The sequence below is a fragment of the Amycolatopsis rhizosphaerae genome (assembly GCF_007713715.1).
In the GTDB taxonomy this organism is placed as follows: domain Bacteria; phylum Actinomycetota; class Actinomycetes; order Mycobacteriales; family Pseudonocardiaceae; genus Amycolatopsis_E; species Amycolatopsis_E rhizosphaerae.
On sequence record NZ_VJWX01000307.1, the window covers coordinates 1 to 8,604 of the forward strand.

Annotated in this window: 7 protein-coding genes and 1 pseudogene; 3 read left to right on the plus strand and 5 right to left on the minus strand. The window is 70.8% G+C overall.

Going from position 1 to position 8,604, the window contains the following annotated elements; genetic code table 11:
* Positions 1-561, plus strand: a pseudogene (locus tag FNH05_RS25280) (hypothetical protein); the annotation flags it as partial.
* A 221-nt stretch (positions 562-782) separates the two neighbouring features.
* Here FNH05_RS25280 and FNH05_RS25285 read toward each other — a convergent pair.
* A complete protein-coding gene (locus tag FNH05_RS25285; RefSeq protein WP_144591206.1) occupies positions 783-2,009 on the minus strand; it encodes an MFS transporter in 1,227 nt (408 codons plus the stop codon).
* A 49-nt stretch (positions 2,010-2,058) separates the two neighbouring features.
* Positions 2,059-3,639 (minus strand): benzoylformate decarboxylase, encoded by a 1,581-nt coding sequence (mdlC, locus tag FNH05_RS25290; protein WP_144591207.1) that lies wholly within the window; start codon positions 3,637-3,639, stop codon positions 2,059-2,061.
* Positions 3,640-3,727: 88 nt separating this feature from the next.
* On the opposite strand from mdlC, the gene FNH05_RS25295 reads away from it, so the two are divergent.
* Positions 3,728-4,633: a LysR family transcriptional regulator gene (locus FNH05_RS25295; RefSeq protein WP_246127934.1), complete on the plus strand. Its 906-nt coding sequence runs from the start codon at positions 3,728-3,730 to the stop codon at positions 4,631-4,633.
* On the opposite strand, the gene FNH05_RS25300 is transcribed toward FNH05_RS25295, so the two are convergent.
* The gene (locus tag FNH05_RS25300; protein WP_186382727.1) at positions 4,558-5,001 is read right to left on the minus strand and encodes an ATP-binding cassette domain-containing protein; all 444 of its coding nucleotides are present in this window, start codon (positions 4,999-5,001) and stop codon (positions 4,558-4,560) included. The two genes, FNH05_RS25295 and FNH05_RS25300, sit on opposite strands and share 76 nt — an antisense overlap.
* A 16-nt stretch (positions 5,002-5,017) precedes the next feature.
* Positions 5,018-5,686, minus strand: coding sequence for a FadR/GntR family transcriptional regulator (locus FNH05_RS25305; RefSeq protein WP_144591208.1), 669 nt, complete (start codon positions 5,684-5,686; stop codon positions 5,018-5,020).
* Between the two features lie 188 nt (positions 5,687-5,874).
* Here FNH05_RS25305 and FNH05_RS25310 point away from each other — a divergent pair, with 188 nt between their 5' ends.
* Positions 5,875-7,647, plus strand: a complete 1,773-nt coding sequence (locus tag FNH05_RS25310) for a 2-isopropylmalate synthase (protein WP_246127935.1) — start codon at positions 5,875-5,877, stop codon at positions 7,645-7,647.
* A 205-nt stretch (positions 7,648-7,852) separates the two neighbouring features.
* Here FNH05_RS25310 and FNH05_RS25315 read toward each other — a convergent pair whose 3' ends face one another.
* Positions 7,853-8,497 (minus strand): hypothetical protein, encoded by a 645-nt coding sequence (locus FNH05_RS25315; protein ID WP_144591209.1) that lies wholly within the window; start codon positions 8,495-8,497, stop codon positions 7,853-7,855.
* Positions 8,498-8,604 lie beyond the last annotated feature (107 nt).

The window sequence follows — 8,604 nt, forward strand, 5'->3', positions numbered from 1 at the left end:
CAGGTGACCCACCCACCGCAACCCGGCCCCACCGGAAGCACGCAACCGCCGAAGCACGACACGGGCAAGGTCCTCGCCCTTCTCACCGGCATCGTGGCGGCGATCCTCGTTCTCGTGCTCGGCGTCGGCGGCTTCGTGTGGCCCGGTTTCTTCACCGCATCCCGAAGCGATCCGACGTCGGTGGCCGAGTCTTTCGCGGACGCGATCAGAAATGCCGACACCGCCGCCGCCCTGCGGCTCGTCTGCCCGGCACAGCAGGGAGACAAAGGCATCCTCGATGCCGGTTCGGGGCGCGAAGAACTCCTGGGCGCCTTGCCGGCCGCGGTACGCGCGGCCATGACGATCACGAACAGGGTGACCATGGCCCAGGTGCGGGGGCAGGCGGTCACGACCGGCACCACCGCAACGGCCACCGTGCACGTGGAGGGCAGCCTGCACCCCGAAAGCACCCCCGGCAGTCACCTGCCCGCCCTGACCGACCGGCCCTATTCCCGTGACACCAGGCTGACGTTGCAGCAGCAGGGCGGCAAGTGGTGTGTCTCGGGCGCGACCACCCCGTAGCGCCAGCCAAAGGGGGTTGAGGGTTGCCGTGAAGGGTCCCTTCACGGTCAATACGACTGTGAAGGGACCCTTCACAGCTGTCTTCGACATGGGGGCAAGAACAGGGGCGCGGTTTCCTGTGAGGGGAGCCCTGAAGGCGGCCTTCAGCGCTCCCCGCCCGGAAGGTGGGACACAAGCGCCGGAAGGTGGGACACAAGCGCAGGGGCCCCGCGGAGGGGTGTCTATTCCGGCAGGGCCGGTGCCTCCACGTCCGTGGTCCGCGCCGGCCGGCCGCTGAGCGAGAGCAGCGTCAGCAGGCCCAGCGCGGCGACGGCCGCGAAGAACCAGAAGCCCCACGGGTAGGCGAGCCCGGCGGTGACCAGCGAGCCGGTGATGAACGGGCCCACGATCGACCCGAGGCGCCCCACCGCGGAGGTGAGCCCCAGCGCGGTACCCCGCAGCTGTGCGGGGAAGGTGTGCGCGACGAGACCGTAGATCAGCACCTGGGCGGAGAAGACGAACACCCCGGTCAGCAGCACCAGCGTGTTGAGCAGCACGCTGCTGCCGATGCGCACGCTCAGCACCGCGAGCAGGACGGCACCGGCCCCGAACCAGATCATCGCGACGGGCCGGATGCCGCGGCGGTCGGCGATCATGCCCGCGAGCACCAGGCCGATCACCGCGCCGACGTTGAGGACCAGCAGCAGGGTGATCGAGGTCGAGAGAGGGTAGCCCGCGCTGCGCATCAGTTGCGGCAGCCAGGTGTTGAGCCCGTAGACCAGCAGCAGGCCCATGAAGGAACCGATCCACGCCGCGATGGTGATGCGCTGGTACTTCGGCCCGAGCAGATCGGCCAGGCGGGTCCGCTCGGCCTCCGGCTGCTTCTTCGCCTCGAGGAAGGCGGCCGATTCGGGCAGCCGCCACCACATCAGCGGGACCACCGCGATGCCGGCGAGGCCGCCGCCGTAGAACAGCACGTGCCAGTTCTCCTTCGCGATCAGCGCGAGGACCGAGGTGAGCACGGCACCGACGTGGTATCCGGTCATGGTGAAGGTGTTCGCGCTGGCGCGGCGGCGGGCGGGCAGGTTCTCCGACATCACGGTGAGCGCGACGGGCATGCAGGCCCCGAGACCGAGCCCGGCCACGAACCGGAACACCCCGAACACCGCCACGCTCGGCGCCAGCGGCGTCACCACGGTGAACACCGAGAACAGTGCCACCGAGCCGATCAGCAGCGCGCGGCGGCCGAACCGGTCGGTGAGCGGACCGAGGAGGGCGGCGCCCACCGCGACGCCGATCAGCGACACGGTGGCCACCGCGGTCGCTCCGGCGGCGGTGAACCCGAGGTGCCCGGTCTTGAGCAGTATCGGGATGGTCGCGCCCAGCGCCACGAGGTCGTAGCCCTCGAGCAGGACGGTCAGCCAGCACAGCACCGCGGTGCCTGCCGAGCGGGACGGAGCCGTCGTCATTGCCGTACTCCTTGCGGGGAAAGGGGAATCGGAAACGGGTACTGCGTGCTCACTCCGGGCTGGTCGGGCAGGTGTCGACCTGGATCAGGCGCGGGCCCGCGGCCGCCGCCTTCAACCGGTCGTGGAGTTCGGCGAGTCCGGTGACGGCGGTGGCGGGCACGCCGTAGCCCGCGGCGAGGGCGGTGAAGTCCAGGCCCGGGATCTCGGTTCCCGGCACGTCCGGGGTGCCGAGCAGGTTCCCGAACCAACGCAGCGCGCCGTAGGTGCCGTTGCGCAGGATGACGAAGGTGACCGGCACCTCGTAGCGTGCGGCCGTCCACAGCGCGGTGATGCCGTAGTTCGCCGAACCGTCGCCGACCACCGCGACCACGGGCCTGCCGGGCAGGCCCATCGCCATGCCGACCGCGGCGGGCAGGCCGAACCCGAGACCGCCCGCCGCGGGGAAGAAGTAGGAGCCCGCCCGGCGCAGGTCCATCTGCCGCCACCAGGCCGAGCTCGTCGAGGTGGACTCCACGACATAACAGGTGTCGGGGGATTGGGTTTCGCGCAAGGCGGCGAAAACCTGCTCGGGATGCAGCGCGCCACCGCCGGTCGCCGGTTCGGGGTTGGGGACGTATCGCGGCCCCTTCGCCGGTTCGCGGGCGGGCAGCCGGTCGAGCAGGGCCTCGACCACCGGGGCGGGATCGGCGACCAGCGCCTGCCCCATCGGGGCCCGCGCCGCGGCCCCGGCGTCGTCGGTGACCTGGATCAGCCTGGCTCCCTCGGGCAGGTACGGCCCGGGGATGTGCTGGTGGTAGCGGAACACCGGGGCGCCGAGGACCAGCACCAGGTCGTGCCCGGCCAGCGCGGCCGACACCGCGCCGATCCCGGCGGGCAGGACCCCGCGGAAGAGCCGGTGCCGGTTGGGGAACGGCAGCCGGTGCGGCGACGGCGCCACCCACACCGGCAGTTCGCGATGCTCGGCCAGCGCCACGGCCCGGTCGAACAGGCCCGCGGTGTCGAGGTCGCCACCGAGCACCAGCACCGGATCACGGGCGGACCCGACCGCCTCGGCGAGGGAACGCAACTGCTCCTCGTCCGGCGCCAGGCCCCACCGGACCGAGCGGTCGAGGGTGAGCGCCGCGTTCCCGTCGAGTTCGGCTCCCCAGTCGTCGTAGGGCACGGACAGGTAGGACGGGCGCCGTCGCAACTCGGCCTCGAACACCGCCTGCGCGAGCGACCGCGGGACGTCCGCCGCGCAGCTCGGTTCACCGGACCAGCCGACGAGCGGACGCATCAGCTGGGGGGCGTCGACGTTGGCGAGCATCGCCTCCGGCCCGATGGCGGACCGCACCTGCTGTCCCGCGGTGAGCACCAGCGGGGAGCGCGAGTACACGGCGTTGGTCAGCGCGCCCATCGCGTTGCCCGAGCCCGCCGCGGCGTGCAGGTTGACCAGCACGGCTCGCCCGGTCGCCTGCGCGTACCCGTCCGCCATGCCGACCACGACGCCCTCGTGCAGCCCGAGCACGTAGCGGAACGAAGAGGGGAGCCCGGCGAGGAAGGGCAGTTCGTTCGAGCCGGGGTTACCGAAGATCGTGGTCATCCCCTGGCGTGCCAGGAATTCGTGGGCGATCCGGCGAACCGTGGGCATGCGCGACGTTCCTCCTCGAACCGTGGTCCCCCGAGAGTAGGCAGCTCCCCCTTGGTGTTCCAATCAATGTTGTCCGATACCGGCATCGATGGGATCGATAGTGCGGGAATTCGACCTCAACCTGGTACGCACCTTCGTGCTGCTCTACGAAACCCGAAGCGTGACGGCGACGGCGGAGTCGCTGCACCTCACCCAGCCGACCGTCAGCTACGGCCTGCAGAAGCTGCGCCGCCGGTTCTCCGACGAACTGTTCCGCCGCACCGGAAACGGGCTGGTGCCCACCACCACGGCGCGGGCGCTCTACGAACCACTGCACGCCGCGCTCGCCGAGATCGAAACCGCGGTCAGCGGGGCGCAGTCGTTCGATCCCGCCTCCGGCCGGGCGGCGTTCACGCTGTGCCTGTCGGACCTGGGCGAGGTGTCCCTACTGCCCCGGTTGATGGCCGCCCTGCCGTCGCGCGCTCCGGGCGTCACCCTGACCGTCCGCCCGCTCGACGTGGTCAGCGCCGTGGATCAGCTCGGCCGCGGCGAAATCGACGCGTTCATCGCCTCACCGCCGTTGAGCTCCCGGCGCGTGGCGCGCATCCCGTTGTTCTCCGAGGGATACGTCGGGATGGTCGCCGACAGCCATCCGAGGCTGCGGGGCGACCGGGCCGGGCTGAAGGCGCTGGCGGCGGAGAGGCACATCGCCGTGTTCGGCCCGGCCGGGCACGAGGGGCCGCGCCGGGCGCTGGAGGCGCACGGCCTGCTGGAGCGGGTCGTGCTGGAGGTGACCCGGTTTTCGACCCTGCCCTACCTGGTGCAGGACGGCGAACTGGTGGCGACGGTGCCGCGCAGGGTGGCCGAGACGTTCGCCGCCGAGCACCGGGTGCGGCTGCTGGAGCTGCCGATGGAGATCGAACCGGCGCAGGTGTCCATCTACACCCGCCACGCCCACGCGCGCACCCCCGCACAACACTGGCTCGTCGGCTTCATGCACGAAATCCTCGCCTGACCGGGGTCCCCCGGCACTTCCCCGTGAAGCTCCCTCACGGCGCCGGGAGCAGCGCTGCGGCGCCCCTCAACATGGCTGACCTCGGTGGGGTGCTCGAACGCGCGTGTGATGGTCTCGGTCGTGACGACCTCGTGGATGGGCCCGCGCGCGACCGTCCGGCCGTGCGCGAGCAGCAGCGCGTGGCTGGTCGTGGCGGGCAACTCTTCGAGGTGATGCGTGACCAGGACCGACGCCAGTTCCGGCTCGGCCCGCCATCGCGGCGGCAGGTCGATGCTGCCGGTGACGCCGGTCAGCACCACGTCGAGCACCGGCAGCGGTGAGCGCAGCGGATGGTCTGTCTGCCCTCCCGGCGGAGAGTGACTTCGCACAGCTCCAGCACTGGGGTCACGCGAGGGATTCCTTGAGCGAGTCCAGATGGGCACGGCTGTGGCGCGCGGCGGCGTCTCCGTCGTGGCCCGCGATCGCGTCGGCGAGGACGGCGTGGGCGTCGTGGTCGCGCTCCCCGGAAGGGGCGGGCCGGATGCGGAGCATTTCGATCATCGCCTGCCGCAGCCGGGGAACGAAGCTGTCGAAGAGCTCGAGCAGGATCTCGTTGTGCGCGGCGGCGACCACCCTGCGGTGGAAGACCATGTCCGCGTCCACAAGGGACTCGATGTCGCGGTGCGGCTCGCCCCGCGCGGCGAGCGCGCGGCGGATCGCCCGCAGATCGGCGGGGGTGCGCCGCTCCGCCGCGAGGAAGGCGGCTTCGGATTCGATCGCGATCCGCGCCTCGATCACGGCGATGATGTCCGCCCGGCGAAGGACGGTGTCCCAGTCCTCCGTCACGTCGAGCGCGGTCACGAACACGCCCGCCCCCTGCCGGGACTGCAGCACCCCCTTGCCGGCGAGTTCCCGGATCGCTTCCCGGACCGTCGAACGGCCGACGCCGAGTTGCGGGGCGAGCGTGGTTTCGCCGGGCAGCTTCTGCCCCAGCTTCCATTCCCCCGCGCGAATCCGCTCGAGCAGCAGGCTCGCGGCCCGCTCGGCGAGCGGAGCCCGCTGGACCTGATCCACAACGCACCCCCGTCTTGTCTACTTGTCTGAGGAGTTGCTAGATTCTAGCGCATGCCGCCCCATGGCTTCCTTCTCCTTCGCCTTCTCCTTCGCTGCCACGGCGGGGCCTGACCGGACCGGCCCCCCGCCGTGGGGCGCACTCGTCCGCGCCGGTCCTCCCGTCGCACCACAAGGAACCGAACCCGACCATGAACGGCACGCACGTCACCACGACCACGGCACCGCGGCCACCCGCCTGGAATCGCCAGCGGCCCTCGCGAATGCCCTCACACCGCTACCGCGACGTCTACTCGCGGGTCCAGGTACCCCTCACCGACCGCGACTGGCCGGGCAAGCGGCTGACGCACGCACCGCTGTGGGTACCGGTGGACCTGCGGGACGGCAACCAGGCGCTCGCCGAACCGATGGACCCGGAGCGCAAGCGCCGCTTCTTCGAACTGATGGTCAGGATGGGCTACAAGGAGATCGAGGTCGGCTACCCGTCCGCGTCGCAGACCGACTACGACTTCGTGCGGCTGCTCGCCGGCACCGGACTCGCACCGGAGGACGTCACGATCGTGGTGTTCACCCCGGCCCGGCGCGACCTGATCGAACGCACCGTGGACTCCATCCGGGGCATGCCCAATCCGGTCGTCATCCACCTGTACACCGCGACCGCGCCCACCTGGCGCGACGTCGTTCTCGGCAAGGATCGCGACGAACTCAGGCAGATCATCCTCGACGGCGGGCGCGACATCCTGGAACTCGCCGGAGCGCTGCCGAACGTGCGTTTCGAGTTCTCCCCCGAGGTCTTCAACCTCACCGAACCCGGCTACGTCCTGGACATCTGCGACAGCATGACCGAACTCTGGCTGGCCACCCCCGAGCGTCCGGTGATCCTGAACCTGCCCGCGACCGTCGAGGTCGCCACTCCCAACGTGTACGCCGACCAGATCGAGTACATGCACAGGCATCTCGACCGGCGCGACAGCGTGATCCTCTCGGTCCACCCGCACAACGACCGCGGCACCGGGGTCGCCTGCGCCGAACTCGCCCTCCTCGCCGGGGCGCAGCGCGTCGAGGGCTGCATCTTCGGCAACGGTGAGCGCACCGGCAACGTGGACATCGCCACCCTCGCCCTGAACCTCCACGCCCAGGGCGTCGATCCGATGGTCGACTTCTCCGACATCGACGAGATCTGCCGCACCGTCGAGTACTGCACCCGGATACCCCTGCACGAACGGCACCCCTATGCCGGCGACCTCGTGCACACCGCGTTCTCCGGGACGCACCAGGACGCCATCAGGAAGGGCTTCGCCGAGCACCGGCGCCGTGCCGAGGAGTCCGGCGTCGCCGAGTCCGAACTCGACTGGCGCGTCCCCTACCTCCCGATCGACCCGGCGGACATCGGCCGTACCTACGACGCCGTCATCCGGGTCAATTCCCAGTCGGGCAAGGGAGGGATCGTCCATCTGCTCGAAACCGGGTACGGCATCACGCTCCCCCGCCGCCTCCAGATCGACTTCGCCCGCCACGTCCAGCACCACACCGACACCACCGGAACCGAAGTCACCACCGCCGGGCTCTGGTCCCTGTTCCGGCGCACCTACCTGACCGAGCGATCCACTGTGGACAATGTGCGGCTCGTCGGGTGGGAGACCACCGGAGGCGACACGCCGGCCATCCGGATCACGCTGACCGTCGACGGACACGAACGCACGAGCACCCACCGTGCCGCCGACCCGATCGAGGCGCTCGGCGCGGCGGTGAACGAGGCCGGGATCCCCGTCGAGATACTCGGCCTCGTCCAGCAGTCCCTCAGGGGCGGTGACGACGGTGATGGCGGTGATGGCGAGCGGGCGTTGTGCCTCCTGGAATACCGCACAGGCACGGTGACGGGGTGGGCCGCGGGGTGCGGCGATTCCGCACCGGCCGCCGGGATGAACGCCGTCATGAGCGCCGTACGGAGGACGCGTCCCTGAACCCTGGAACACCCCCTCCAGGGGGCCGAAGGGGACATACCGGACCCGGTCGCTCGGGGGGCTGCACGACCGGATCCGGTAGGCCCGCGGTCCGCGTCCGCAAGGGCGCGGCCCCCCAGGGTGAGGCCTTTCGGGTCCCCACGGGACGCACGACACGGACTTTCCACCTGATTCAGTGACACACGTCCGTCCCCCGGGCGAGGCTTCACGGCTTGCGGCGCGGGAATCCGGCCAGCCGGTCCGCCAGGTCCTCCCACCGGCTGTGCCGGCCCGGCGGGAAACGCGCCGAGGCCCGTTCCCACTTGGGAGAGCCCGGCCGGTACCGACTCCGCGCCCAGAACGAGTGCGGTTTGGCCAGCCGGACGGCGGCGACCACGGCGACCAGCGACACCACCAGCCCGATCACGCCCGAGCCGATCTTGCCCTTGAGGATCGCCACCGTTGAGAACGCCAGGTTTCCCACCACGGTCACCGCGAACGTGATCCGCCCCTGTCCCGCCGTGTCGTCGAACGGCCGCGCGCCCAGCACGAGCAGCAGGCCGATCAGCGAGGCCACCAGCAGCGCGTCGATCGACTTGCGCCCCTTGTCGGTCCAGTAGACGTCATCCAGGTAGAGCCACAGCGCGAACTCGTCCAGGGTCAGGGCGGCGCCCGCGCCGAACAGCACCGCGAGCACCTGCTGCCACGGTGTCCCCGGCCGGTAGACGAACTCGCCCACCCCCGCGACGAGGATGAGGAAGATGCCGTACACCTGGTGATGCACGTGGACCCCGCCGATCGTGGTGTTCCGGAACGGGCCGCCTCCCGCGCGGATCCGCCGCACGATCACCCGGGTCACCACGAACGTCACGACGAAGGCCGCGAAACAACCACACCACCACGCCGCCGCCGAAGCTCCAGCCCACTCCCAAGTCCCCGGCCAAACTCCTCACCACCGCTCCTCGGCTTCTCTACACC

Coding starts and splice junctions, on each gene's coding strand:
- FNH05_RS25295 (WP_246127934.1), top strand. CDS start 3,728: ATGGGATCGATAGTGCGGGAATTCGACCTCAACCTGGTACGCACCTTC.
- FNH05_RS25310 (WP_246127935.1), top strand. CDS start 5,875: ATGAACGGCACGCACGTCACCACGACCACGGCACCGCGGCCACCCGCC.
- mdlC (WP_144591207.1), bottom strand. CDS start 3,639: ATGCCCACGGTTCGCCGGATCGCCCACGAATTCCTGGCACGCCAGGGG.
- FNH05_RS25285 (WP_144591206.1), bottom strand. CDS start 2,009: ATGACGACGGCTCCGTCCCGCTCGGCAGGCACCGCGGTGCTGTGCTGG.